Source organism: Variovorax sp. GW821-FHT10D07, from assembly GCF_059415325.1.
In genome coordinates, this window is the sequence record NZ_JBWKMZ010000001.1 from 322,207 (window position 1) to 345,415 (window position 23,209).

Below are 23,209 nucleotides of genomic sequence, written 5' to 3' on the forward strand. Positions count from 1 at the left end.
GCGGATTCTTCCATGGTTGGCGAGAAACAGTCGAAGCTTGTCAATCCGGCCACTTTCGCTTCGGGCAATGCATGGGGAGACTACGGGGTCCCCGTCATGGAGTTGCTCTTGCCGTCCCGAGCCCTGCGCCTTTCCCGTCTCCGGCTTTTCTGCCTGCTCGAAGCCACCACGTTGCTGATCCTGCTGCTGGTCGCGGTGCCGATGAAACACCTCGCCGGCCTGCCCTGGGCCGTGAGCCTCATGGGGCCGCTGCATGGCCTCGTCTTCCTGGGCTTCTGCTGGAAAGTCGCGAACGCGGCGACGCTCGAGGATGTCTCCCAGCGCATGGGCTTCAAGCTCGTGCTCTTCGCCTGCCTGCCGGGCGGTGGCTTCTACAGCTGGAAGCTGCTCGATCGCGAGCCGGCCTCGCCATGACCTACCTGTGGCTCAAAGCGGTGCACCTGGCCGCGGTGCTCGCCTGGACCGGCGGCCTGCTGCTGCTCGGCGTGGCGGCCGCCGCGCTCGGCCGCTCGGGCAGCGTGCTGCTGCCGCACGAGAAGCGCATGGGGCAGGCCTTCCTGCGCTGGGACCGTCGCGTCACCGTGCCGGCGATGGTGGCGGCATGGGGCCTGGGCATCGCGCTCGCGAGCCTGGGCGGCTGGTTCGGCGCGGGCTGGCTCTACGCGAAGCTGGTGCTGGTGTTCGCGCTGTCGGGGCTGCACGGCGTGCTGTCGGCCTGCCTCAGAAGGCAGCTCGAGGGCACCAACACCCGCGAGCGCGCATGGATCCGGATCGCCCCGGGGCTGTGCGTCGCGGCGCTCGGCGGCATCGCGCTGCTCGTCGTGCTCAAGCCTTGAACCCAGGCTCGAGCGAAGGCAGGTTCTGCGCCGCGAAGTCCGCGAACAGCTTCGCGCGCGCGAAGCTGCCCCGGGCCGTGGGCCACACCGCATGCACCGGCACCCGCGGCGACTCGAAATCGGTCAGCACCAGCTCGATGCGGCCGCTCTCGAGCAGATGGCGGATCTGCCACAGCGGCGTGAAGCACAGTCCCAGGCCGTTCGCCACCGCGGCATAGAGCGAAGCGGTGTTGTCCGCCCGGAAGCGTGCCGAGACCTTCACCCGCCGCGGCCGGCCATCGATGGTGAACGGCCAGTTGGCGTCGTTGCCGTGGGTGGTGCGCACCAGGCATTGGTGATCGACCAGGTCCTCGGGGCGTTGCGGGCGCCCGTGCCGCGCGAAGTAGTCGGTCGCGCCGAACACCACGAGCCGCAGGTCGCCGAGCCGCCGCGCCGCCAGTTCGGAATCGGGCAGTTCGCCGATGCGGATCGCGAGGTCGATGTCGCCTTCGATCAGGTCGACGAAACGGTCGGAGGCGGTGAGGTCCACCTCGATGCCTGCGTAGCGCTGCATGAACGCGCCGATCAGCGGCACGACGAAGGCCGGCGCGAACTGCACGGGCGCGGCCACGCGCAGCAGGCCGCGCGGCGCGCTCGACTGGCTGCTCGCCTCCGCCGCGGCCGCGTCGAACTCCGCCAGCGCGGCCTGCACGCGCCGGTGGTAGGCCCGTCCCACCTCGGTGGGGGACGACTGCCGCGTGGTCCGCCGGATCAACTGCACGCCGATGCTGCGCTCGAGCACGCCCAGCGAACGGCTGATGGACTGCACCGAGCGCCCCAGCTGGCGGGCCGCGGCGCTCTGGCTGCCGAGCTCGACGATGGCGACGAAGGCGCGGATGTCCTGAATCTGGTCCATGGATTCTTCCGTTCTGGATGAAGGTCTTTGGCGGCCGCCGTGGATTCACGCGTGCGGTGGTCGTCCCTATCTTCGGGACTCCGCGGCCTGGTGCCGCTCATCGATCGAGGAATCATCCATGGAACAACATAGACCCACGGTGCTGGTGGTCGGCGCCACCGGCCGCGTGGCCGCGCTCGTGGTGCCCGCGCTGGTACGACGGGGTGCCAAGGTGCGCGCGCTGGTGCGCAGCGAATCCGGCCGGCGCCAGGCGATCGGCAACGGCGCCGCCGAAGCCGTCGTTGCCGACCTGCGCGATCCGCCGAGCCTGCGGCGCGCGGCCGCGGGTGCGGACGGCGTGTTCCACATCGGCCCGGCCTTTCAGGCGGACGAAACGCAGATGGGTTGCAATCTCGTCGCCGCCGCGCAGCAGGCCGGGGTGCGCAAGTTCGTGTTCTCGTCGGTGATCCAGCCGACGCACGTCACGCTCGCGAACCACGCGAGCAAGGTCCCGGTGGAGGCCGCGCTGTTCGAGTCGAAGCTCGAATACACGCTGCTGCATCCCGCCAACTTCTTCCAGAACCTGCGCGGCGCCTGGCCCGGCATGGCGCGGGACGGCGTCTTCGCGGAGCCCTACCCGGTGCACACGCGGATCGCGCGCGTGGACTATCGCGACGTTGCCGAGGTCGCGGCCATTGCGCTGACCGAAGACCGGCTGGCCTACGGCTCGTTCGAGCTGTGCGCGCCCGGCCGCTTCAATCCGCAGGAGATCGCGGCGATGGCCGGCGAGGCGCTCGGCCGGCCGGTGGCGGCGCGGGAGATGGACTTCGAGGGCTGGGCCGAGCGGACGCGCCCGCCCTATGACGCGCGCCAGTTGCAACTGCTGTCGAAGGTCCACGCGCACTATGCGGCGCACGGGCTCGGCGGCAACGCCCTCACGCTCGAGGCCATCCTCGGCCGCGCGCCGCGCACGCTGGCGCAGTACATCCGCGAGCTGGCCGCCGCATGAGCCGCGGCCTCCGGAAACTGCCGGCGCGCTGCGCGGGCATCCTCATGCCGCTGCTGCTGTCGGTCTTCATGTCGTGCATCGTGGCCGGCATCGCGACGCTCAAGAGCGTGGGACTCAGCGAGGACTGGCCTCGCATGTGGATGGGCGCCTGGGGCGTCTCGTGGCTGGCCGCGTTTCCCTCCTTGCTCGTCCTGCTGCCGGTGGTGCGCCGCATCGTCGCGGCGACCGTGCAGAGCCCGCCGCGCTGACCGGCGCGCAAGGCTGCGAAGGCTCAGCGATCGATCCGCGCGACGAACTCCTCGCTCGTCATCACGTGCGCGGTCGAGAAGGCCAGGATGGTCAGCGTGGCCTGGTGCACCGCCTCGGCCGGCATCGCGCCCTGGCCCACGTCGGGGTAGTCGAAGGTGCCGGTCGCATCCGACAGGAAGGCCACCTTGTAGTTGCGGAACATCGCGTCGCGCGCCGTCGCATGGCAGCAGTTCTCGGTCGTGGTGCCGGTGATCGCCACGGTGTCGATGCCCCACTCGCGCAGGATCAGGTCGAGGTCGGTCGCGAAGAAGCCGCTGTAGCGGTGCTTCTTGACCACGTGCTCGCCCGCGGCCGGCGCGAGCGCCGCGAAGATCTCGCTGCCGGGCGTTTCGTCGACCAGCGCGCTGCGGTCGGCGATCGGGCCGTAGAGGTCGTCGTACAGGCCCATGTCGCAGCCGTCGCGCCGGTGCACGTGCGCGGTGTAGATCACGCGGATGCCGCGTTCGCGGCAGGTGGCCAGCGTGCGTGCCAAGGTCGGCACCATGGCCGCGGCCTGGGCCGAGCGCAGCTGGGCGCCCTCGGCGACGAAGTCGTTCTGCATGTCGACGACGATGACGGCGGTGGTCGCCGGATTGATGCGATCGATCTGATAAGGCATATTGGTCCCTCGGTGGGTGAGTCGGATGGTGGCGGGTGCGGCGATCTTGGGTCGCGCCGGCCGTCCGCGCTGGCCCCGGCTTGCCAAGCTTTGTTCTCCACCTGCCATCCATTCCATGAAAACCCTGGTCGAACCCGGCGACAGCTTCGAGAAGTGGCACCAGGTCACGTGCCGCAGCTACTCGGTCACGCAGTGCGCGAATGCGCCGGGCGGCGCGGCGTTCCGCGCCAGGGTGTCGCAGCGCGGGCTGGGCGCGCTCGCGCTCAACGAGATCGAGTCGAAGCTGCCCGGCGCGGCGACCATCCGCGTCACGCGCGGCGCCACCGACATCCGGCGCGATCCGCGCGACGACTTCTTCCTCTGGTTCGCGCTCGGCGGCAACACGCGCTTCAGCCAGGACGAGCGGCGCGTGAGCATGCGCCCCGGCGACATGGTGCTGCACGACCAGTCGCGTCCCTTCAGCCTCGAGTTCGGCGAATGGTCGCATGCGGTCATGGTCGCGATCCCGCGCGCCCTGCTGACCAGCCGCATCGGCGCGGCCGATGAATTCGTGGCCCGGCCGGTCGGCCGCGACGCCAAGCTGGCCGCGCTCGCGGGGTCGGTGCTGCAGCAGTTGATGGCGCTGCACGACGATGCGCCGCCGGCGCTCGCGCAGGCCGCGATGGACATCTGGTCGACGGCGCTCGAGGCGGAGCTCGCGCCTTCGCAGATCGAGGCCGGCGCGCGCGACGGGCGCCTGGCGGCCGTGAAGCGCTACCTCCGTGCCCGGCTCGGCGACCCCACGCTCGACGGCGAAACCATCGCGCGCGATTGCCACCTGTCGCTGCGCACGCTGATGCGGCTGTTCGCCGCCGAAGGCACCACGCCCGGGCGCTGGCTCTGGCAGCAGCGGCTCGAGGCCAGCTACCGGGCGCTCGCCGAAGGGCGCGTGCGGCAGGTGTCGCAGGCCGCGCTCGAGTTCGGCTTCACCGACCTCAGCCATTTCAGCCGCGCCTTCAAGGCGCGGTTCGGCCGCTCGCCGAAGGACGTGCAGGGCAAGGGCGCATGAGCACGAAGGGGATGAACGAGATGGCCACCAAGGCGCCCACCACGATCGACGACTACATCGCCGCCGCCCCGCCCGAGGCCCATGCGCACCTGCGGCGCCTGCGCGCGCTGCTGCAGCGCGTGGCACCCGAGGCCCGGGAGGCCATCAAGTGGGGCACGCCTTTCTTCATCGAGCCGCGCTTCCTGTTCGCCTTCTCGGCGCACAAGGCCCACCTGGGCTTCGCGCCCTCGGCCGAGGCGCTCGAGGCGTTCCGCAATGAACTGGCGGGACATCAGACCACCAAGGAACTGCTCAAGGTCCGCTACGACGAACCGCTGCCCGAGGACCTGATCCGCCGCATCGCCGAGCACCGGCTGCGCGTGGTGAAGGCGCGCGAGGACGATTCGTTCTGGTGAACCGCAAGCCGGCAGGCCGGCGGCGAGAATGAAGCGCAGAGCCCCAGCCAGGACACCAGATTGCACGACATCGATCGCCCGGACCCTTCGCCTCGCTTCGCCAACCCTGCCACCGCCGCATCGGCCCTCGCGGAGGCCGAAGCGCTCGTGGCGCGGCTGCTGCCGCTGAGCACGCCCGCCGACAGCGCCTCGCCCGACCTGCAGGAGCATCTGGCTTCGGCCTGGTTCCGGCAGATCGAGGCGCTGAGTTCGTTCGGACGCACGGCCGACATCGTGGCGGTGGCCGACGCGCTGTGCGCGCATTTCGAGCCCGGTGCGCGCGATGTGGTCGCCCCGGTGTTCGCACCGGTCGCGGCCTGGCCGTGGATCGCGCGCGCGCAGTGCGAGAAGGCGCGCGCGCTGGCGGCAACCGGCCGGCCCGAGCCCGCGCTGGCGCTGCTGCAGGAGGTGCAGCGCCGCTTCGAGCAGGCGCAGTCGCTGGCGCTGCGCGAATGGATCGTCGCCGCGGGGCTCGAGGAGGCGAAGCTGCGCGCCGCCGGTGGCGCGACCTTCGCGCGGGTCGACATGGTGCGGCATTGCGAGGACCTGGCGCGGCGCTTCGGTGGCGACGACTGGCCAGCGACGCGCGTGCTCGTGGCCCGTGTGCGCACCACGCAGGCCCGGATGCTGGCGGAACTCGACTACCACCACGAGGCGCTGAAGAAATACGCGGCCCTGCACGAGGACCTGCAAGCCACCACCGAGCCCGCGTTGCAGGCACGGGCCGCCGAGGCGCGGCATGCCCACGCACGCCTGCTCGAGACACTGGGTCGCGATGACGAAGCCCGTGCGCTGCTGCACACCCTGATCGCCGCGCACGCCGATGCCATCGAGCCCGAGCTGCACCTGACGCTCGCGCTGGCGCGCACCGACCTCGCGCTCGCCTTGCAGCGCGATCTGCTGCGCGGTGCGCAGCACACGAGGATCTCGAGGAACACCTGCTCGCGGCCTGCGACGCCGTGCTCGACCCGCATGCGGACAGCGAAGACGCCACCGTGCTGCGCTGCGTGAACCGCATCCTGCGCGTCAAGGCGCAGCTGCTGCGCGACCGCGATGCCGAGCCCGACGACGAGGACCGCGCCGACGAACTGGCTGAATGGCAGTGGGCGCGCTATGCCGGGCAGGCCGATGCGCAGGTCCGCAAGGAGCTGCTGCTCGCGATGCTCGACCAGTTGGTGCCGCTCGACGACCCGGCGCGCGAGCTGGTCGGCTACCGCCGCCTGCTCGATCATTTCGGTGACGACCGCAGCGCGTTGCTGCAGCCGCAGCTGGCACGCACGCGCCTGCTCGAGGCCTGGGCGCTGCGCGCGCTCGACCGGGGCGACGAGGCGCTGTCGGCGCTCTCGGAACTCGATGCACTGCATGCCGAGTCCGCCGATGCCTACACGCGGCTGCAATGCGTGCACGGCCGCATCGAGCGCGCGCGGATCCTGGAGGCCCGTGGCGATGTCGAAGGCGCCCTGCGCGCGCTCGAAGGCTGGACCGAGGCCCGCGGCGCGGAGGACACGGCCCTGCGCCGCGCCATCGCGCGCGCCATGGACCTGCGCTGCGACATCCTGCAGGCGCAGGCGCCCGCCGCGCATCCGCGCCCGGACGGCAAGGACGAGGAGGGCCGCGCGATCGAGGTCGCCGTGACCGAGGCCGAGCATCGTTTCGCCGCCGCGGTCGATGCGCTCGTCGCGCGCTTCGCGAAGGACCCCGCCGAGGACCTGCGCACGATCGCGGTGAAGGCACAGTACGCGCTCGCGGCCCATTGGCGCGGGCGCCTGCAGTTCCAGCGCGCGGTCGATGCCTATGCGGCGCTGGTGCAGGCCTTCGCGGCCGACATCTGCGCCGAGGTCGAGGGCGTGGTCGCCAGCGCCTACCTCAACCAGGCCTATGCGCTGATGATGCTGCTGGAGCGCGAGGCCGATGCCCTGCCGGTCTACGACGCACTGCTCGCGCGCTTTCCGAATGCCACCGGCGCCTCGATGCGCGACACGCTGGCCAAGGCCGCGGCCAGCCGCCTGACCTGCCTCAACCGGCTGCAGCGCCTGGGCGCGGCGGTGAACTACGGCGACCAGTACGAGGACCTGACGCTGGCGCAGCGCGATGCGATCGACGCCACCATCGAGCGCGGGCGCGTGCTGGCGGTGGAAGGCAAGCACCGCGAGGCCATCGCCTGCTACGACGAGGTGCTGCAGGCCCATGTCGAATCGCTGCACCCCGAGCTGCGGCGCCATTGCCTCGACGCGATGGTGCGCAAGGGCTACAGCCTCGGCTGCCTGTCGCAGCGCGAGGCTGCGCTGGCGGTCAACGACGAGGTCATCGCGCGCTACGGCAACGAGCTCTCGACCTCGGCCGAGAAGGATGTCGCGCTCGCGATGTCGAACCGCGCGGTGCAGCTCGACAAGCTCGGCCGCCGCGACGAGGAGCTGCAGACCTACGACGCGATCATCGTGCGCTGGGCCCGCTCCGATGTCGCCTACCTGCGCGAGCGCGTGGCCAATGCGCGCTACTGCAAGGCGATCACGATTGCTGACACCGACCTGGATGCCGCGCTGGCGCTCTATGGTCATGTGATCGACACCTGCCTGCATGCCTCCGAGGTCGCGCTGCGCACCTATGCCGCGAAGTCCAGCGTCAACCGTGGCGTGCGCCTGCGCAAGGCCGGCCGCTACGAGGAGGCGGTGGCCTGCTGCGAGGCGCTGGTGAAGGCCTGCGGCGAAGAGGCCGACAAGGGCATCGCGGCCCAGGTCGTGAAGGCGCGCATCGGGCTCGCGCGCAGCTATGGCCACGTGGGGCAGGTGGAGCGGCAGGTCGAAACGCTGGAACTGTTGCTGGCCTTGCCCGTCGGGAAGATCGACGAGGGCTTGCGCACCGAGCTGCGCGCGGAGTACCAGCAGCTGCGGCCGTCGCCGCTGGTCAAGGCGGCACGGGCGCTCGGCGCGCTGTTCGCTCCGAAGAAATGAACCCCCACCGTTCGGACTGAGCTCGGCCCGAACGGCGGGTGTATCGCATCAATCCCCGAACTCGCGCGTCGTGCGCGGCGTATCGGACGCCTGCTCCTCCAGCGACTGCCGGTACTTCACGCAGCCGCGCATGAACTGCGGCCAGGCCGGCACCGCGATCGCGGGCGGCGTCTTCTCGGGCAGCAGCGACCACAGGTCGGGATGGTGCCAGCACAGGTCGTGACCGGTGGCATCGCGATGGCGGCGCACGCCCTCGCGCAGCTTCCGGACCTCGGCGATCAGGTCTTCGCGCGACAGGGTGTCCAGGTCTTCGTCCATGAGCGGCTCCTTCCGGATGGGAGAGGCTTCAAGCTAGCAGAAGCTTCCCGCGGAAGGAATCGGACGGGAGGAGGGCGCTACTGCCGGATCTTGCCGGCGTTGCTGAGGATCGTGAGCTCGACGAAGCGCGTGCCGTTGCCGCCGGCGTTGGGGCCGAGGTCGACCACATAGCCGCCGAAGTCGAAGTTCACCAGCGAGGCCAGCGCCGCGGCCATGCCTTCGCGCGTGGGCGTGCGCCCTTGCCGGCGCACGGCCTCGGCGATCACGCGGCCCGTGATGTAGCCCTCGAACATCGAATAGCTGACCGGCACTTCCAGCGTCTGTCCGGCCGTGGATTCGATGAACTCGCGCGTCAGCTTGCTCGAGATGCGGAACGGGCTCGGCGTGACCTGCGCGATCACGATGCCCTGCATGTGCTGCTCCGACAGCCGCTGCGACAGCTGCTCCACGTCGACGCCCGAATGCGCGACCAGTTGCGCCGTGCCCTTGGGCGCCATGCGGTAGCGCTCGATGAAGGCCGCGGCGGCGCCGGTGCTGGTCAGCATCACGATGGCCTGCGGCGGCTCCTTGAGGAAGGCCTCGGCGGCATCGCCCACCTTGGTGGTGCCTGCCGGGTAGGAAGCCCGCACCACGATGCGCGACGACGAGGCCGCGGCGAGCTCGTCCATCAGCTTGAGCAGTTCGCCCGAGGCGGGCACGTCCTCGTAGAAGACGCCGAGCCGGTTGATGCCGATGGTGGCGAGGTGGCGCGTGATCTTGGTCAGCTCCTCGCGCAGGTCGGCGTGCATGTTGAACAGCAGCGGCGGCGGTGCACGCAGCTCGGACGAGCGGTAGCCCACCAGAGCGAGCCGTTCCTTCTCGAGCGTGCCCGAGGCCACGAGCGCCGCGATGTTGCGCGTGCCGAAGTAGCCTGCGAGCACCATCGGCCGGTTCTCCGCGACCAGGGCTTTGGTCAGCGCCACGGTCTGCTCGGGCTGTCCCAGGTCGTCCTTGCGCACCAGGCTCAGCGTGTGGCCGTTCACGCCGCCGGCCTTGTTGATCGCGTCGAAGCTCAGCTTGAGCCCGACCCCGAAGGCCCGCCCCTGCCGCGCCTCGAGCCCCGACATCGGGGCCACCTGCCCGACCACCACCTGCACCGCCGCGGCGGGCAGAGCCGCAACCGCCATCGTGGCGGCCGCGAGCAGCGGACGCCAGAACGCCATCGATTTCATCTGTCTCTCTCCGTCTCCGGGCGGTGAACGCCCCTTCTTGCAAGGGCCGGATCTTGGTGTCCGGGCGGGGCGGAGGATAACGGAAAACGGTGAATCTGCGCGCGGGCCGTGGTACGCCATCCCGGCGATATGATCTCGCGCGCTCGCAAGCGCATCGATGCAACCGTGTTGCTCGATCCATTCGATCACCAGGAGGGAGACAGGATGATGAAGACGCTCGTGTTGGCGGCCACGGCCGCATTGCTCGCCGGTTGCGGCACGACCTCGGGCAGGCTCGGTCCGTTGCCCGAGGTTCCGGATGCCTCGGTCGCCGCCAAGGTTGTGGTGGTCCGCATCAGCAGCATCGTCGGCGCGGCCAATGGCTATACGGTGGCGATGGATGGCAAGGACATCTTCGGCATCGGCTCCGGCGAGCACGCCGAATTCCAGGTGTCGCCCGGCGAGCACTACCTGGGGGTGAAATGCTTCGGCGGCTTCACGCCGACGTGGAAGGAGGACTCGCTGAAGTTCGACGCCGCGAAGGCATCGTCGAACTACTTCGTCGTCAGCCCCAGCATGACTTGCGCGGCGGTCAGAGGAGCCGACGAGGCGGAAGCGAAGAAGCTGCTGTCCGGCAGCAAGGCCGTCAATCTCGCGAACCCCGCCGGCCGATAGAACGCCCGGGGGCGCGGCGAATCAATCGCTGCCGTCCTCGCGCGCCGCCATCCGCCCCGCTTCGCGATCGAAGGCCTCGTACTGCCCGTCGCAGAACAGCTCGCAGAGCCGATCGAGCTCGCCGCGGTCGCGGGTCTCGAACACCGCCACGTCCTGTTCGAGCTTGCCCTTGCCGAAGAAACCCTTGCGCGGGCGCATCGCCACCGACTGCAGCTGGTACTCGCCGCGCCGGTCTGTGCCGTCGCCCAGCAGCGTGACCCACAGTTCGCGCTGGTCGGCCTCGTGGCGCAGCACCAGCGCGGGCAGCGGGCCGTCCTGCTGCTCGTTCCATTCGCGGTGCTGTTGCTGCCACGGATGGGCATCGATCGCGGCCATGAAGCCGACGAGCGTGGTCTCGCCCTGCGGGTGGGTCTGCTGGAAGTCGTCGCCGACCTTCTGGATTGCGTAGCTCAGCATGCGGTGGAGCGCGTGGTGCGCCCGTGTGGTGTCGATGACCGAGTGTGCCCAGGCGTGGGGCAAGGGCGTGTCGGTCGCCGCCCCGTCTTCCTCAGCCCGCGGCGGGGCGAGAGAGCGGCCGCGGCGCACGCGCGGCGCGGTGCTCTTGCAGCAGGGTCAGCATCACGGTCAGCCCCATGAAGACCACCGCGGCCCAGAAGACGCCGCTGAAATGGCCGCGGTCGAGCAGCCAGCCGAACAGCATCGGGCCGACCGCGCCGCCGATGTTGAAGCCGGTGGAGACGATGCCGAAGGCGCGGCCCTCGGCGCCGGGCGGTGCGGCGGCGCGTACGAGCATGTCGCGCGAAGGCGTGATCACGCCGGTCAGGAAGCCGGTGGCGCCCAGGCACAGCACGAGCGCGAGATCGGGCAGCCGGCCCCACGCCGCGAGCGCCGCGAGCACGGCCGCCCCCGCGAACGCGACGGCCGCCACCAGGCCGTGGCGGCGCGTGCGGTCGGCCAGCGCGCCGCCGGCCAGCACGCCGAAGGCACTGGCGAACAGGAAAGCCGTGACCGCCGCATTGGCCCAGGTGAGGTTCACGCCGTAGCCGCCGACCAGTGCCGACACCGAGAAGCTGCCGATCGAGTTCGTGCTGAGGCTCAGCAGCACATAGAGCAGCGTCAGCGTGAGGATCGCGGGCGTGAGGATGCGCACGCCCGCTCCATTGCCGGCCGCGGTCTTCGGCTTGCTCGCGGGCCGCGCGGCGAGCGCCGGCTTCTCGCCCGCGAACAGGAAGACCCAGGCCAGCAGCCCCGCGAGACCGGTGGCGGCGAAGGCCCAGCGCACGCCCAGCGTGCTGGCGATGCCCATCAGCAGGGCCGGCGCGATGGCGCCGCCGACGAAGCCCGCGAAGGTATGGACCGAGAAGGCCTTGCCCATGCGCGCGCTGTCGATGCCGGCCGAGAGCATCGCGTAGTCGGCGGGGTGATAGACGCCGTTGGCGATGCCCGCCAGCGCCATCGCGGCGAGCAGCCAGGCGTAGTGGCCCGAGAACGCGAGCGAGCCGAAGGCCGCGCCGCCCAGCAGCAGGCCGGCCATCAGCAGGCGCCGCGCGCCGAAGCGGTCGACCGCGAAGCCCAGCGGCGCCTGCACCAGCGCCGAGACCACGTTGAACACGCTGAGCGCGAGGCCGAGCTCGACGAAGTTCAGGCCCCACGCGCCGGGCAACACCGGCAGCAGCGCGGGCAGCGCCATGATGTGCAGGTGGCTGACGAGGTGGGCGGCGGAGACCTGCGCGAGCAGGCCGGTCTTGGGAAGGGGCATGGCCGGGGGCGTCGAAAGGACGGCGCATTGTGCGGCAAGCCCGGCGTCCGCGCTTGCCACCCCCGCTCACGCGATCACTGCACCGCCACGAACTCCCCGCCCTTCACCTGCAGCAGCACGCCGCCGTAGCTCGGATTGCGCCCCGCGTCCACGCTCCAGGTGCCGTTGCCCAGCACCATCGGCACCTTGTTGAGCTTCGCGAGCTCGTCGCGGATCTTCGTGCGGTCGGGGTTCGGTCCGGCGTTCTTCACCGCCTGCACCGCGACCTGGCCCAGCGCATAGCCCATGCCGGCCCAGTTGTCGGGCGCGGCCTTGTACTTGGCCTGGTAGGCCTTCACGAAGGCCTGGTTCATCGGCGAGGGATTGTTCGGCGAATAGTCCGACACGAAGTAGGTGCCCTCCACCGCCTTGCCGCCGGCCTTGATGAAGCCGGCCGAGCCCAGCGTCGACGGGCCGATGAACTTGACCTTCGACTCGAGCCCGGCCTGGCGGATCTGCAGGATCAGGTTGGCCGAGACCTCGGCCGGTGCGGCGATGAAGATGGCGTCGGTGGGCGTGGTCGCGATCTTGGTCGCGAGCGCGAGGAAGTTGGAGTCGGAGGAGATGAACTTCTCGTCGGCCGCGATGGTGACGCCGGCCTTGGTGAAGTAGTCGGCCAGCGCGTTCTTCTGGCCGATGTAGCCGTCGCTGCTCTGGTCGTGCAGCAGCACCACGCGCTTCACGCCGAGCTTCTCGGAAGCCAGCTTGCCGAGGAAGCCCATGATGTCGGTCGGCGTGGCCTGGATCTTGAAGGCCCAGGGTCCGGTGGCGAGGATGCCGGGCGAGCTGCCGATGGCGAGGATCGGCAGCTTGAGGTCGTTGGCCACCGGCGCGCCGGCCAGGGCTTCGGCGCTGACCGTGGGGCCGAGGATCAGCATCACGTTGTCGCGCTTGCCGAACTGGTTGACGAGGTTGATGACCTGGCCCTTGTCGCCCGCGGTGTCGCCCTCGACGATCCTGAACTTGTTGCCGCCGGGCAGCCCCTGCGCGTTGGCTTCCTCCAGCGCGAGCTTCATGGCGTTCTGGATCGGCACGCCACCGAAGGCGTAGGTGCCGGTCATGGCGTTGAACACGCCGACGGGAATCTCCTTGCCCTGCCCGAAGGCGAGGCCGCTGAAGGCGAGAAGCAGCGCGCCGGCGACGGCGGCTCTGCGATGCATGGTCATGGTGTGTCTCCAAGGGCGCGCGAAGGTGCGCGGTTTTTCTCAGGGGGCCATGGCAGTGTCTTCATGCATCCGGGTTGCGTCAGTCCCCATCGCAGGGGACGGACCGACCCGAAGCGGCGCCGAAGCTATTCGGCCACCAGCTGCAGCGGCAGCACGTCGAGCGTGCGCAGCGTGTTCACCGGACGCCAGCGCGATGCGCCCGCGGGCTCGATGCGCTGCACGCGGCGCACCAGCGCGCCGAGGATGCTCTCGGCCTCGAGCCGCGAGATCATCTGGCCGATGCACACGTGCGCGCCCACGCCGAAGGCGCGGTGCACGCCCGCGGTCTGGCGCGTGACGTCGAAGCGCGCCGGATCGGGCCACTGGCGCGGGTCGCGGTTGGCGGCGCCCATGTGGTAGCCGACCTTGGTGTCGGCGCGCAGCCGCACGCCGCCGAGCTCGACCTCGCCCGTGGTGGTGCGGAACATCACCTGCGCCGGCGACTCCAGGCGCAGCGCCTCCTCGAATGCGCCCTTGATGAGCGCCGGGTTGGCCTTCACGAGCGCGAACTGGTCGGGGTGCTCGGCCAGCAGCTTGAGCGTCGAGCCGATGCCGGCGATGGTGGTGTCGACGCCGGCGCGGAAGAAGGAGCGCACGTGCAGCGGCGCCGTGCCCTTGTCGAAATGGCCCTCGTCCTCGGCCTCGTAGATCTTCTCGGCGAAGCCGCCGGGCAGCGTGTGCTCGCGCTGCAGCACCTGCTGGTACCAGTCCATGATCGGCGCGGCACGCTCGAGCGCCTGCGCCACGCGCTCGTTGTTCGGCCCGAGCTGGTTGAAGTTGAGCTCGCCCGTGAGCTTGATGCGCTCGGGCGGCACCGCGATGCCGAGCACGGCCGGGAACACCTCGAGCACGTAGGCCTCGGTGATGTCGGCCACGCCGTCGATGCGGCCGCGCGCCACCGCGGCCTCGGCGATCTCCTCGGCGCGCTGCGCGAACTTCTCCTTCCAGCTCTTGACCACCAGCGGCGACAGGATGCGCTGCAGCGCGGCGCGAACGCGCGTGTGCTCGGGCGGGTCGATCTCGGAGATCGGGCTGCGCGTGCGCCACGCGCCCGGCTTGCGGATGTCGCTCATGCCCACGCCGCCCTCGACCGTGAAGCGCTCGAAGTCGCTCGCGACGATGCCGGCCTCGGCATGGCGCGTGACGGCGTAGTAGCCGTGCGGCGCGACGTAGACCGCGGGCGCCATCTCGCGCATGCGGTCGAACAGCGGATAGGGATCGGCGATGTTCGCGTCGGAGAACGGATCCTCGTCGAGGACCGGTGCGTCGGGAACGGACAGGGTGGCGGTGGCGTTCATGGGTCGGTACTCCTCAATCCGCGCTCGGCAGCACGCGCACGGTCATGTCGGCGATGCGCCAGCCGTCGCCGGTGCGCCGGAAGCGCAGGTCGTACTTGCCGAACATCGCGATCTTGCCGGGGCCGTCGCGCCAGTCGGTGATGAGCGCGCGCGCATGACCGTGGGCCTCGTCGGCGCCTTCGCCGGGCACGGCGTAGAAGTCGGTCATCTGGTGGTGCATGCGCTGCCTGAACTTCTTCTTCATCACCTCTTCCATCAGCGCGAGCAGATGGTCGCGGCCGTGGATGGTTTCGGGCGGCAGGCCGCTGCCGCCCTGCGAGGCGGGTGGCGAGTTGGCGCGGGTCCAGCTGGCGTCCTCGGTGAACAGCTGGGCGAAGTCGGGATCGCCGGCGTCGGCCAGGTGGCCATAGCGGGCGAACAGGGAACGGATCTCGAGCTCGTCCTCGACGGGCAATTGCGGAAAGCGCATGGGGTCTCCAGGGTCGGCACAGTGCTTCGCCCAGTGTCCGCAGGCCCGTCGCGCGCGTCTGTCCCCATGCGGGGGACGGCGGCCCCGGGCGCACCCGTACCGTCGCAAGGGGACATACAACCAAGGGCCGCATTCCGATGATCGCCGCCATGCTGATGCAACAACTACTCAATGGCGTGGTCGTGGGCAGCGTCTACGCGCTGTTCGCGCTCGGGTTTACCCTTCTGTTCGGGGTCAACCACATCATGAACATGGCCCACGGCTCGGTGTTCATGTGGGGCGCGTTCGCGGGCCTGTACGCGGTCACGGTGCTCGACGCGCCGATCTACGTCGCCCTGCTGATCGGCATGCTCGCGGGCGGGCTGGTGTCGGTGGCGCTCGACCTGTTCGCGTTCCGGCCGCTGCGCCGCCGCGGTGCGCCGGAGTTCTCCGCCATCGTCTCGTCGATCGGCGCCGACCTGGTGCTGCTGGCGCTGGCGCAGAAGCTGTCGAACACGGCCGTGATGCGCTTTCCCTTCGACGCCTTCCCGGTGGTCATCTACACCATCGGCGGCGTGCGCGTGCAGCTGCTGCAGCTGGTGATCGTGGCGCTGGTGGTGGCGATGGTGTTCGGCCTGGTCTGGTACCTCTACCGCACCGGCTTCGGCCAGCGCATCCGCTGCGTGGCCTATTCGGAGCAGACCTCGCGGCTGCTGGGCATCAACCCCGGGCCGGTGAACATGCAGGTGTTCCTGATCTCGGGTGCGCTCGCGGGCATGGCCGGCGTGCTGATCGGGCTGGTCTTCAACTCGGTGCACTTCGCGATGGGCGAGCCGCTGCTGCTGCGCGCCTTCGTGATCATCATCCTCGGCGGGCTCGGCAGCATTCCGGGCGCGCTGATCGCGGGCCTCGCGATCGGCATCGTGCAGACGCTCGCGGTGGCCTACGTCTCCTCGGGCGTGGCGGAGGCGATCGTCTTTACCGCGCTGTTCGTCGTCATCCTGGTCCGGCCCACCGGTCTGTTCGGTCAATCGTCCGCCGCCATGCGGGTGCAACGCGCATGATGAACTTCTTCTACACCTACCAGTCGCTGTTCGACCACATCCTGGTCTACGCGATGCTCGCGATGAGCCAGTACGTGGTGCTGCGCGCGGGCGTGTTCTCGCTCGGCAGCGCGGGCTTCGCCGCCATCGGCGCCTATGGCTGCGCGCTGCTGGTGGTCAAGGCCGGCTGGCCGCCGCTGGCGGCGATCGCCGCGGGCACCGCGCTCGGCGGCGTGGCGAGCGCGGTGCTGGCCTTTCCGCTGTCGCGGCTGCGCGGCGTGTTCCAGGCGGTCGCCACCCTGGCCATGGTGCAGATCGTGCTGTCGGCCACGCAGAACTGGACCAGCGTGACCAACGGCGCGATCGGCATCAGCGGCATTCCGAAGGTGGCCGGCACCGGCGAGCTGCTGCTGATCGTGGTCGCGGTGGTGGTGCTGCTGGCCGCGATGGGCCGCCACAGCATCGGCCGCGCGATGGACGTGATCCGCGAGGACGAGACCGTGGCCGTGTCGCTCGGGATCTCGGTGCCCTACCACCAGCGCATCGCCTTCATCCTCTCGGGCCTGCTCGCGGGCCTGGGCGGCGCGCTGCAGGCCTCGAGCAGCTACGCCATCACGCCCGGCGAGTTCGGCTTCGGCATGCTGGTGGCGGTGCTCGCGATGGTGGTGCTCGGCGGGCGCACCTCGGTGTGGGGCGCGCTCGTGGGCGCGGCCATCCTCACCACCTTGCCGGAGCTGTTCCGCGTGTTCGCCGACTACCGCAACGTGGTGCAGGGCATCTTGCTGATGCTGGTGATCGTCTACCTGCCGCGCGGCGTGGCCGACACCGCGATCGCGCTGCTGCACGACCGTCGGCTGCGGCGCCAGGCGGGCCATGCGCCGCGCGCGCCCGCGGCACCGGCGGTGCCCAAGGCGCCCATCGTCAAGACATCGATCGAAGGAGGCGTGCGCCCATGACCGCGACCCTGGTTCTCGAAGGCGTGGCCCGCCATTTCGGCGGCGTGCCGGCCGTCGACGGCCTGAGCCTGCAGGTGCCGGCCGGGCAGATCACCGGCCTGATCGGCCCCAACGGCGCGGGCAAGACCACGGTGGTCAACCTGATCACCGGGCTGCTGCACCTGACGGCGGGCCGGGTGCTGCTCGAGGGCCGCGACGTGTCGCGCGACGAGGCGCCCGCGCTCGCGCGCGCCGGCGTGGCGCGCACCTTCCAGAACATCCGGCTGGTGCCCGATGCGAGCGTGCGCGAGAACGTGGTAGCGGGTTTCCATCGGCATGAGAAGTCCGGCCTGTGGGCCAACCTGCTGGGCCTGCCGTCGGCGCGCGCCGAGGCGCGCGAACTCGATGCGCGCGCGATGGAACTGCTCGAACGCTTCGGCATGGCCGCACTGGCCGAGCACCGCGCGGGCAGTCTCTCGTACGGCCATCAGCGGCGCATCGAGATGATGCGCGCGCTGGCCACCAGCCCGAAGCTGCTGCTGCTCGACGAGCCGGTGGCCGGCATGAACGACGCCGAGGCCGAGAGCCTCGCGGGTATCTTCCGCAACGTGGCCGCGAGCGGCGTGGCGGTGCTGCTGATCGAGCACAACATGCGCTTCGTCATGTCGCTGTGCTCGCACCTGTACGTGCTGGCCTCGGGCCGGCTGATCGCCGACGGCCTGCCCGAGGCGGTGGGTCGCGACCCGAAGGTCGTCGAAGCCTATCTGGGAGCCTGAACCATGCTCGAGATCCGAAACCTCGACGTCCACTACCGCGGCATCCAGGCGCTGCGCGGCGTGAGCCTCCATGTGAAGCAGGGCGAGATCTTCGCGCTGATCGGCCCCAACGGCGCCGGCAAGTCGAGCCTGGTGAACGCGCTCTCGGGCCTCGTGCCCACGGGCGGCGAGATCCGCTTCGAGGGCCAGCCGCTGGGCCGCATGCCCGCGCACCTGCGCTCGCGCGCCGGCATCATCCAGGTGCCCGAGGGCCGGCGCGTGATCGCGCCCCTGTCGGTGGCCGAGAACCTCGAGCTCGGCCGCCAGGCCGCCGGCGTGCGCGGCAGCGACGCGAAGGACCTGGAGCGCGTGCATGCGCTGTTCCCGGTGCTCAAGGACCGGCGCCACCAGCTCTCGGGCTCGCTGTCGGGCGGCCAGCAGCAGATGCTCGCGATCGGCCGTGCGCTGATGGCGCGCCCGCGCGTGCTGATGCTCGACGAGCCCAGCCTCGGGCTCGCGCCCGTGATCATCAAGGAGGTGTTCCGCGCGCTGGTGCAGCTCAACCGCGAGGGCATGACCATCCTGCTGGTGGAGCAGAACGCGCGCCTCGCGCTGCAGACCGCGCACCGCGCCGCGGTGCTCGAGCAGGGGCGCATCGTGCACGAGGGCATGGCGAGCGAGCTGGCGAACGATCCGGTGATTGCGGACCACTACTTTGGGCGGGCCGGTTTGATCGCCTGATCGGCACGCTCGGGGTCAGGCGGTGGTGATCGTCTTCGGCTCGAGGAAGGCTTCGAGCCCGAACACCCCGAACTCCCGACCGAGGCCCGACTGCTTGACGCCGCCGAAGGGCGCAAGCAGGTCGGGCGCGATGCGGTTGACGAGCACCGTGCCGGCCTCGAGACGCGAGGCGACGCGGCCGGCGCGTTGCGCATCGGACGAGAACACGTAGGCCTGCAGTCCGTAGGGCGAGTCGTTGGCGATCGCGACGGCCTCGTCCTCGCCTTCGTAGCCCAGCACCGACAGCACCGGCCCGAAGATCTCCTCGCGCGCGATGTCCATGTCGTTGCGCACGTCGGCGAATACCGTGGGCCTGACGTACCAGCCGCGCGACAGTCCCTCGGGCCGGCCTTCACCGCCGGCCACGAGCGTCGCGCCCTGTTCCCGGCCGCGCCGGATGAAGCGCTGGATGCGTTCGAACTGGGCCGCGTTCAGCAACGGCCCGATGGCCGTGGCCGGATCACGCGGATCGCCCACGCGCAGCGCTGTCGCGATGGCGGCGATGCGCTCGATTGCTTCCGGCATGCGCGCACGCGGGATCAGGAGCCGCGTGCCCGCGACGCAGGCCTGGCCGTTGTTCATGAAGGCCGCGTTCAGCGCCAGCGGCAGCGCGCTCGCAAAGTCGGCGTCGTCGAGCACGATCGAGGCCGACTTGCCGGTGAGCGCGAGGCTCACGCGCTTCATGGTGTCGAGCGCGACGCGCGCGATCAGCTTGCCGGTGGGCGTCGAGCCCGTGAACGACAGCTTCGCGATGCCGGGATGGGTGGCGATCTCGTCGCCCACGTCGGCGCCGCGACCGAGCAGCACATTGAACGCGCCCGCGGGCAGGCCCGCGTCGTGCAGTGCCTCGGTCACCACCTGGGCCTGGATCGGCCCCAGCTCGCTGGGCTTGATGACCGACGCGCAGCCGGCCGCGATCGCCGAGGCGAGCTTGCTGCAGACCGAGCCGGCGACGCTGTTCCAAGGCGCGATCAGCCCGGCCACGCCGACCGGTGCCATCGTCACCGTGGAGTCGCCCACGCGGCGCGTGAACTCGAAGGCCTCGAGCGTGCGCGCCGCGTGGGCGAAGCATTGCGAGGCGTAGTTGCTGACCCACTGGGCGCGCGCGAGCGGGCCGCCGTACTCCTCGATGGTCGCGTCGCGGATCGCGTCGGTGCGCGCGAGCACGGCGGTGCGCAGCCGCTCGAGCATCTCGATGCGCTCGGCCTTGCCGGTGGCGGCCAGCGCGGGCTGGGCGCGCTGCGCGGCTGCGATGGCGCGCTTCGCGTCGTCGCGGTTGGCGAGCGTCGCGCTACCGATGCGCTGTTCGGTCGCGGGGTTGGCGATCTCCACGACCTCGGTGCCCTGCACGGTCACGAAGGCGCCGTCGATATAGGCCTTGTCGATGTTCCACATGGTGCTGACTCCTGACGGGTGCCGCCGGATGGCGGGTTGAAGGCAGTCTAGGAATCCGCCATCGTTTTGAGAATCCGATCAAAATGAGATGACTCATCCAGAAAATCGGAACAATGCACAAGAGCGGCCTGATCGAACTCGAGGTGGTGCTGGCCGTCGCGCGGCGGCAGGGCTTTCGCGCCGCGGCGGTGGAGCTCGAGATGTCGACCACCGCCGTCAGCAATGCCGTGTCGAGCCTCGAGGCCCGGCTCGGCGCGCGGCTGTTCCATCGCACCACGCGCAGCGTCTCGCTGACCGAGGCCGGCCGGCAGTTCGTCGAGCAGATCGGCCCGGCCGTCACGAACATCCGCGATGCGATGGACAGCGTCGGCGAGCGCCGCGCCACGCTGGGCGGCACCCTGCGCATCAACAGCGCGCTGGGCGCGGCGCTGATGGTGTTCCGGCCCCTCTTGGCGGAGTTCCTGCGCCGTCATCCGGGCGTGACCGTCGACATCGTCACCGAGGGCCGCATGGTCGACATCGTCGCCGAGGGTTTCGACGCCGGCCTGCGCCTCGCGCCGCTGGTGCCGCGCGACATGGTGCGCGTGCCGCTCGGCGGCAGCCTGCGCATGGCCGTGGTGGCGTCGGCCGACTACTTCGCGAACCGCCCCCGGCCCGAGGTGCCCGCCGACCTGATGCAACACGCCTGCATCCGCGCGCGCCTGCCGAGTGGGGTGCCCTCACCGTGGGAGTTCGCGCAGGGCGGCGAGCCTTTCGGCCTGGATGTGCCGGGGCCGCTGGTGCTCGATGCGCCGATGCTGATGCTGGAAGCGGTGCGGCAAGGGGTGGGGGTGGCGCAACTGGCCGAGTGGTACGTGGCCGAAGACCTCGCGAGCGGGCGGCTGGTGCGCGTGCTCGATGAATGGACGGTGCCTGTGCCCGGGCTATGCCTTTACTACGCGGGGCATCGGCATCTGCCGGCGGCGTTGCGGGCGTTGGTGGATCTGGTGCATGAGCTGCGGGCGGGTGAGGAGAAACGAAGCGTCGGGGCAGGGAGAGCGAAAGCAAAGCGCGCAGGTGGCGCGGCAAGGTCGAGCGGACGTTGATTCGGATCAAGGTGTCGAGGTAGATTTCGGGTGGTCAGCGCAGGCGTGAAGCGAAGGGAGTGGAAAAAAATGGCAACCACTGGCAGTGGAGAGCGGATGCCGAAAGGCAAGCCGCATGACGACGCAATGGCCGAGCTGTACCGCAGCGATCCGGCCCTTGCGATGGACGTCATCAATGGCATCCTGGCCGACGACGACCAGGCCGAGCTGCTGATCGTGCTGCGCCAGATGACGCAGGCATTCGGCGGGGTGCGGGCCGTGGCCGAGCAGGCGCAGCTGGATCCGACCCAGCTCTAGCGCACGTTGTCGGCGAAGGGCAACCCTGCCTCCTTCGATGCCAACGCCCGCTCGACAGCTTGCTTGGCATGCGCCACGAACGCCGCCACCTCACCCTGCCGCGACGCCAGGTCGTCCGCCGCCTGCCCCAGATAAGCCTCTCTCGCCCGCGCCATCAACGGGCGCAGTTCATCAGGAAGCCGTTCGATCACCCAAGCCGCAGCCGCATCCTTCGAAGCAATGCCACCGGTCGCGGCACTGAACCAGATGCGTGCCAGCGCGAGCACCACGTTGCGCTCGTCGCCATCCCAGTCCGCGGGTTCGTTCCAGATGCCGATGGTGTCGTGCAGCGCCTGTGCGAAGTCGCTCGCGGGCACCGGATCGAACAAGGTCTCCGCCACCGGCCCGATCAGCGCGACGCTGTGCTGCCTGGCCTTGGTCAGCAGGATCGCGAGGTCGCGGTCGACCTCGGGCGCATCGAAGATGCCGGCCTTCAACGCGTCGCGCAACCATTCGCCGAACTGCAGCTCGCGCCGCGGTGGGTAGCGCCAGGGCTGCACCTCGTCGTGCACGACGATCGTTACCTCGAGCGGGCGCAGCGCCGCGTCGGTACCGGGCGGGGCCGACACCGAAAGCAGGTCGGTCATCAGCGCCTGCCGGGTCGCGGTCGTCAGTGGCGCGGTCACGCAGACCAGCAGGTCGATGTCGCTCTCGGGCTGAAGGCCGCCGTCGACGGCCGAGCCGAACAGGTGCAGAGATTCGATGCGGCCGGGCAGGTGGCGTTCGAGCACGACGCGTGAGAGCGAGAGTTGCGGTGCGATGTCGATGGGAAGCAATGCGGTCATCGGGGCAGGGGGCTGGGTGGAGCGGCAAAGCACCTATTCGAGCGTCCTCCACCCCTGCGTGCAATCGTGCACCTGCCCGTACCAGGGGCATTCCTCTGTCCGAAGCCGCGCGGACTCCTAGAGATCGAGGACCAAGGCCGGGCTGCAGGCGCGCGAGCAGCACACCATCATCGTCTTGTGGCTGGTCCGCTCGGCATCGGTCAGGATCTCGTCGCGGTGGTCCGGCACGCCTTCGAGCACGCGGACCTCGCAGGCGCCGCAGATGCCTTGCCGGCACGAGTAATCCACGTCCACGCCGGCCTCGAGCAATGCGTCGAGGGTGCTCATGTCCGGTTTCACGAGCACGCGTCGATTGCTTTTCGCGAGCCGGACTTCGAAGCTGCCCGCATCCGCGGGCGGTGCGGCGGCGCCGAAGCGTTCCATGTGCACGCGCGCCGGATCGAGATCCCGCGTCGCCTCGGCGAAGGCATCCAGCATGCCCGCGGGACCGCAGCAATAGAAATGCGCTCCGGGCTCCGCCTTCGCCACCAGCGCGGCCAGGTCGAGCCGTCCGGCGGTCTCGCTGTCGTGCAGGCAGACCCGGTCGCCCAGCTGTCGAAGCTCGCGCACGAAAGGGGCCGCCGCAGTGCCGCGCGCGGCATAGTGCAGGCGCCAGGAACGGCCCGCGCGCTCGAGCGCACGCGCCATCGGAAGCAGCGGCGTGATGCCGATGCCTCCCGCGATCAGCACGGCGGGACCCGTGTCGTCGGCCAGGGCGAAATGATTGCGCGGCGCCGAGACCCGGATCACGTCGCCGACACGAAGACGCTCGTGCACATGGGCGGATCCACCCTGGCCGGATGGCTCGCGCTTCACGGCCAGCACGTAGATGCCTTCGTCGCCACGCACGACGGAGTACGGACGGGTCAGGCCATCGCGCAGGCGCACGTCGACGTGGGCGCCCGGCGACGCCGGGGGGAGTTCCAGGCCATCGACGCCGCTCAGCTCCATGCTGAGCACGTCGGGCGACTCCAGGCGCATGGCGCTCACCTGAACCCGCAGGAGCTCGTCGGCCTGCGAGGGGATGTCGGTGGTCGTTTGCTGCATGTCCATTCGAAGCCGCAT

At 70.3% G+C, this 23,209-nt stretch carries 26 protein-coding genes and 1 pseudogene; 15 read left to right on the top strand and 12 right to left on the bottom strand.

All coding sequences use genetic code 11. The features are described 5' to 3' along the window. Window positions 1-12 precede the first annotated feature (12 nt). Together AC07PU_RS01455 and AC07PU_RS01460 are read left to right on the top strand one after the other, a co-directional pair. Complete coding sequence (locus AC07PU_RS01455) at window positions 13-414, top strand: DUF3817 domain-containing protein (protein WP_495314626.1); 402 nt, start codon at window positions 13-15, stop codon at window positions 412-414. Then, window positions 411-836 carry a CopD family protein gene (locus tag AC07PU_RS01460; RefSeq protein ID WP_495314628.1) on the top strand — a complete coding sequence of 142 codons (426 nt, stop codon included), beginning with the start codon at window positions 411-413 and terminating at the stop codon, window positions 834-836. Before AC07PU_RS01455 ends, AC07PU_RS01460 begins: the two co-directional genes overlap by 4 nt. Here the strand turns inward: AC07PU_RS01460 and AC07PU_RS01465 are convergent. Next, complete coding sequence (locus AC07PU_RS01465; RefSeq protein ID WP_495314629.1) at window positions 826-1,731, bottom strand: LysR family transcriptional regulator; 906 nt, start codon at window positions 1,729-1,731, stop codon at window positions 826-828. The genes AC07PU_RS01460 and AC07PU_RS01465 overlap by 11 nt on opposite strands. A gap of 118 nt (window positions 1,732-1,849) precedes the next feature. Between AC07PU_RS01465 and AC07PU_RS01470 the strand changes: the two genes are divergently transcribed. Further along, window positions 1,850-2,719, top strand: a complete 870-nt coding sequence (locus AC07PU_RS01470) for an NmrA/HSCARG family protein (protein WP_495314631.1) — start codon at window positions 1,850-1,852, stop codon at window positions 2,717-2,719. Next, on the top strand, window positions 2,716-2,967 hold the full coding sequence (locus AC07PU_RS01475) for a DUF2798 domain-containing protein (RefSeq protein WP_495314633.1): 252 nt from the start codon (window positions 2,716-2,718) through the stop codon (window positions 2,965-2,967). The genes AC07PU_RS01470 and AC07PU_RS01475 overlap by 4 nt, the downstream gene beginning before the upstream one ends. Before the next feature lie 23 nt (window positions 2,968-2,990). Here the strand turns inward: AC07PU_RS01475 and AC07PU_RS01480 are convergent, their stop codons facing one another. Then, on the bottom strand, window positions 2,991-3,626 hold the full coding sequence (locus tag AC07PU_RS01480) for a cysteine hydrolase family protein (RefSeq protein WP_093346978.1): 636 nt from the start codon (window positions 3,624-3,626) through the stop codon (window positions 2,991-2,993). A gap of 115 nt (window positions 3,627-3,741) precedes the next feature. Between AC07PU_RS01480 and AC07PU_RS01485 the strand changes: the two genes are divergently transcribed. From AC07PU_RS01485 to AC07PU_RS01500, 4 genes are read left to right on the top strand one after another with little or no spacing between them, the layout of a single operon-like run. Then, window positions 3,742-4,674 carry a helix-turn-helix domain-containing protein gene (locus AC07PU_RS01485; RefSeq protein WP_495314636.1) on the top strand — a complete coding sequence of 311 codons (933 nt, stop codon included), beginning with the start codon at window positions 3,742-3,744 and terminating at the stop codon, window positions 4,672-4,674. After that, the gene (locus AC07PU_RS01490) at window positions 4,671-5,069 is read left to right on the top strand and encodes an iron chaperone (protein ID WP_495314638.1); all 399 of its coding nucleotides are present in this window, start codon (window positions 4,671-4,673) and stop codon (window positions 5,067-5,069) included. The genes AC07PU_RS01485 and AC07PU_RS01490 overlap by 4 nt, the downstream gene beginning before the upstream one ends. A gap of 60 nt (window positions 5,070-5,129) precedes the next feature. Next, window positions 5,130-6,119 (top strand): hypothetical protein, encoded by a 990-nt coding sequence (locus AC07PU_RS01495; protein WP_495314640.1) that lies wholly within the window; start codon window positions 5,130-5,132, stop codon window positions 6,117-6,119. Further along, window positions 6,068-8,059, top strand: coding sequence for an ATP-binding protein (locus AC07PU_RS01500; protein WP_495314642.1), 1,992 nt, complete (start codon window positions 6,068-6,070; stop codon window positions 8,057-8,059). The genes AC07PU_RS01495 and AC07PU_RS01500 overlap by 52 nt, the downstream gene beginning before the upstream one ends. 48 nt (window positions 8,060-8,107) lie before the next feature. Here AC07PU_RS01500 and AC07PU_RS01505 read toward each other — a convergent pair whose 3' ends face one another. Next, window positions 8,108-8,377, bottom strand: a complete 270-nt coding sequence (locus AC07PU_RS01505) for a hypothetical protein (protein ID WP_495314644.1) — start codon at window positions 8,375-8,377, stop codon at window positions 8,108-8,110. Window positions 8,378-8,454: 77 nt separating this feature from the next. Further along, window positions 8,455-9,588 (bottom strand): ABC transporter substrate-binding protein, encoded by a 1,134-nt coding sequence (locus tag AC07PU_RS01510; protein WP_495314646.1) that lies wholly within the window; start codon window positions 9,586-9,588, stop codon window positions 8,455-8,457. A gap of 204 nt (window positions 9,589-9,792) precedes the next feature. Between AC07PU_RS01510 and AC07PU_RS01515 the strand changes: the two genes are divergently transcribed. After that, the gene (locus AC07PU_RS01515) at window positions 9,793-10,242 is read left to right on the top strand and encodes a hypothetical protein (RefSeq protein ID WP_143129232.1); all 450 of its coding nucleotides are present in this window, start codon (window positions 9,793-9,795) and stop codon (window positions 10,240-10,242) included. A 21-nt stretch (window positions 10,243-10,263) separates the two neighbouring features. On the opposite strand, the gene AC07PU_RS01520 is transcribed toward AC07PU_RS01515, so the two are convergent. The 5 genes from AC07PU_RS01520 to AC07PU_RS01540 all read right to left on the bottom strand — a co-directional run bounded on the left by AC07PU_RS01520 (window position 10,264) and on the right by AC07PU_RS01540 (window position 15,012). Beyond that, the gene (locus tag AC07PU_RS01520) at window positions 10,264-10,698 is read right to left on the bottom strand and encodes a hypothetical protein (protein WP_495314649.1); all 435 of its coding nucleotides are present in this window, start codon (window positions 10,696-10,698) and stop codon (window positions 10,264-10,266) included. A gap of 91 nt (window positions 10,699-10,789) precedes the next feature. Then, entirely contained in the window at window positions 10,790-12,001 is a 1,212-nt protein-coding gene (locus AC07PU_RS01525; RefSeq protein ID WP_495314651.1) for an MFS transporter, read from the bottom strand. 74 nt (window positions 12,002-12,075) lie between these two features. Then, on the bottom strand, window positions 12,076-13,206 hold the full coding sequence (locus AC07PU_RS01530; RefSeq protein ID WP_203206877.1) for an ABC transporter substrate-binding protein: 1,131 nt from the start codon (window positions 13,204-13,206) through the stop codon (window positions 12,076-12,078). Window positions 13,207-13,331: 125 nt separating this feature from the next. After that, window positions 13,332-14,543 carry a cytochrome P450 gene (locus AC07PU_RS01535; protein WP_495314654.1) on the bottom strand — a complete coding sequence of 404 codons (1,212 nt, stop codon included), beginning with the start codon at window positions 14,541-14,543 and terminating at the stop codon, window positions 13,332-13,334. Between the two features lie 13 nt (window positions 14,544-14,556). Beyond that, a complete protein-coding gene (locus AC07PU_RS01540) occupies window positions 14,557-15,012 on the bottom strand; it encodes a nuclear transport factor 2 family protein (protein ID WP_495314656.1) in 456 nt (151 codons plus the stop codon). Between the two features lie 137 nt (window positions 15,013-15,149). On the opposite strand from AC07PU_RS01540, the gene AC07PU_RS01545 reads away from it, so the two are divergent. The 4 genes from AC07PU_RS01545 to AC07PU_RS01560 are packed head-to-tail and all read left to right on the top strand — an operon-like array spanning window position 15,150 to window position 18,465. Beyond that, window positions 15,150-16,055: a branched-chain amino acid ABC transporter permease gene (locus AC07PU_RS01545; protein WP_256222704.1), complete on the top strand. Its 906-nt coding sequence runs from the start codon at window positions 15,150-15,152 to the stop codon at window positions 16,053-16,055. Further along, window positions 16,052-16,990 (top strand): branched-chain amino acid ABC transporter permease, encoded by a 939-nt coding sequence (locus AC07PU_RS01550; protein WP_296786050.1) that lies wholly within the window; start codon window positions 16,052-16,054, stop codon window positions 16,988-16,990. Before AC07PU_RS01545 ends, AC07PU_RS01550 begins: the two co-directional genes overlap by 4 nt. Then, window positions 16,987-17,745: an ABC transporter ATP-binding protein gene (locus AC07PU_RS01555; RefSeq protein ID WP_057594135.1), complete on the top strand. Its 759-nt coding sequence runs from the start codon at window positions 16,987-16,989 to the stop codon at window positions 17,743-17,745. The genes AC07PU_RS01550 and AC07PU_RS01555 overlap by 4 nt, the downstream gene beginning before the upstream one ends. A 3-nt stretch (window positions 17,746-17,748) precedes the next feature. Then, window positions 17,749-18,465 (top strand): ABC transporter ATP-binding protein, encoded by a 717-nt coding sequence (locus AC07PU_RS01560; protein ID WP_395346693.1) that lies wholly within the window; start codon window positions 17,749-17,751, stop codon window positions 18,463-18,465. 15 nt (window positions 18,466-18,480) lie between these two features. Here AC07PU_RS01560 and AC07PU_RS01565 read toward each other — a convergent pair whose 3' ends face one another. Then, the gene (locus AC07PU_RS01565; protein ID WP_495314660.1) at window positions 18,481-19,899 is read right to left on the bottom strand and encodes an aldehyde dehydrogenase family protein; all 1,419 of its coding nucleotides are present in this window, start codon (window positions 19,897-19,899) and stop codon (window positions 18,481-18,483) included. 113 nt (window positions 19,900-20,012) lie between these two features. Here AC07PU_RS01565 and AC07PU_RS01570 point away from each other — a divergent pair, with 113 nt between their 5' ends. Continuing rightward, on the top strand, window positions 20,013-20,984 hold the full coding sequence (locus tag AC07PU_RS01570) for a LysR family transcriptional regulator (protein WP_495314662.1): 972 nt from the start codon (window positions 20,013-20,015) through the stop codon (window positions 20,982-20,984). Between the two features lie 96 nt (window positions 20,985-21,080). Then, a pseudogene (locus tag AC07PU_RS01575) lies at window positions 21,081-21,278 on the top strand (addiction module antidote protein); the annotation flags it as partial. Here the strand turns inward: AC07PU_RS01575 and AC07PU_RS01580 are convergent. Beyond that, a complete protein-coding gene (locus AC07PU_RS01580) occupies window positions 21,278-22,105 on the bottom strand; it encodes an AadA family aminoglycoside 3''-O-nucleotidyltransferase (protein ID WP_495314664.1) in 828 nt (275 codons plus the stop codon). The pseudogene AC07PU_RS01575 and the gene AC07PU_RS01580 overlap by 1 nt on opposite strands. 117 nt (window positions 22,106-22,222) lie before the next feature. Then, window positions 22,223-23,191 carry a PDR/VanB family oxidoreductase gene (locus AC07PU_RS01585; RefSeq protein WP_495314666.1) on the bottom strand — a complete coding sequence of 323 codons (969 nt, stop codon included), beginning with the start codon at window positions 23,189-23,191 and terminating at the stop codon, window positions 22,223-22,225. Window positions 23,192-23,209: the final 18 nt, after the last annotated feature.